This is a genomic window from Streptomyces sp. XM83C (genome assembly GCF_023072675.1).
Lineage (GTDB): Bacteria > Actinomycetota > Actinomycetes > Streptomycetales > Streptomycetaceae > Streptomyces > Streptomyces thermocoprophilus.
This window is the reverse complement of record NZ_JALLGL010000577.1, coordinates 1-1,374: the sequence shown is the minus strand read 5'-3', so window position 1 is coordinate 1,374 and position 1,374 is coordinate 1. Positions and strand designations below refer to the sequence as shown.

Here is a 1,374-nt window from a genome sequence, read left to right as displayed (position 1 = left end):
GGAGGGCAGCGAGGAGTATCTGGACTCGGAGAAGTACCAGCTGCGGCCCCGTGACTGGGAGGCCGCCGAGCGTGAGGGCCGCACCATCGCCCCGCTCATCACCAGGCTCAACGACATCCGCCGCCGCCATCCCGCGCTGCGCAGGCTGCGCAACCTCCGTTTCCACGGGACGGACAACGACGCGGTGATCGCCTACAGCAAGCGGGACGGGGCCGACACGGTGATCGTCGTCGCCAATCTCGACCCCCACCACACCCAGGAGGCCACGGTCTCGTTGGACATGCCGCACCTCGGCCTGGAATGGCAGTCCGGTCTGACCGTCCACGACGAACTGACCGGTGCCGCATACCGCTGGGGCGCCGCCAACTACGTACGCCTGGAGCCCGGTCGGGCACCGGCCCACGTGTTCCACGTCCGGTGACCGGCACCACTGAAGGGAGGCCAGGAGCGTCATGACCGTCAACTCGCCCGTTCACGACACCTTCGAGGACACCCCGGCGAAGGACCGGGACCCCGACTGGTTCAAGCGCGCCGTCTTCTACGAGGTCCTCGTCCGCTCCTTCCAGGACAGCAACGGCGACGGGATCGGCGACCTGAAGGGCCTGACCGCCAAGCTGGACTATCTGCAATGGCTGGGCGTGGACTGCCTGTGGCTGCCGCCGTTCTTCAAGTCCCCGCTGCGCGACGGCGGCTACGACGTCTCCGACTACACCTCCGTGCTGCCGGAGTTCGGTGACCTGGCCGACTTCGTCGAGTTCGTCGACGCCGCCCACCAGCGCGGCATGCGCGTGATCATCGACTTCGTCATGAACCACACCAGCGACCAGCACCCGTGGTTCCAGGAGTCCCGCAAGAACCCGGACGGGCCGTACGGCGACTACTACATGTGGGCCGACGACGACAAGCAGTACCCCGACGCCCGCATCATCTTCGTCGACACCGAGACCTCCAACTGGACGTACGACCCCGTCCGCGGCCAGTACTTCTTCCACCGGTTCTTCTCGCACCAGCCGGACCTCAACTACGAGAACCCGGCCGTGCAGGAGGAGATGCTGGCCGCGCTGAAGTTCTGGCTGGACCTCGGCATCGACGGCTTCCGCCTCGACGCCGTGCCCTACCTGTACGCGGAGGAGGGCACCAACTGCGAGAACCTGCCCGCGACCCACGCCTTCCTGAAGCGGGTGCGGCGCGAGATCGACGCGATGTACCCGGACACGGTCCTGCTGGCGGAGGCCAACCAGTGGCCCGAGGACGTCGTCGACTACTTCGGCGACTACGCCTCCGGCGGCGACGAGTGCCACATGGCGTTCCACTTCCCGGTGATGCCGCGCATCTTCATGGCCGTACGCCGCGAGTCCCGCTACCCGGTCTCCG

2 protein-coding genes are annotated in these 1,374 nt (G+C 67.3%); both read left to right on the top strand.

The genetic code is table 11. The annotated features are described in order from the left end of the window. On the top strand, window positions 1–421 hold a 421-nt coding region (locus tag MTQ10_RS30450), incomplete at its 5' end, for a DUF3459 domain-containing protein (protein ID WP_247473976.1). Window positions 422–452: 31 nt separating this feature from the next. Continuing rightward, window positions 453–1,374: alpha-amylase family glycosyl hydrolase (locus tag MTQ10_RS30445; RefSeq protein ID WP_247473973.1), on the top strand; the 922-nt coding region annotated here is incomplete at its 3' end.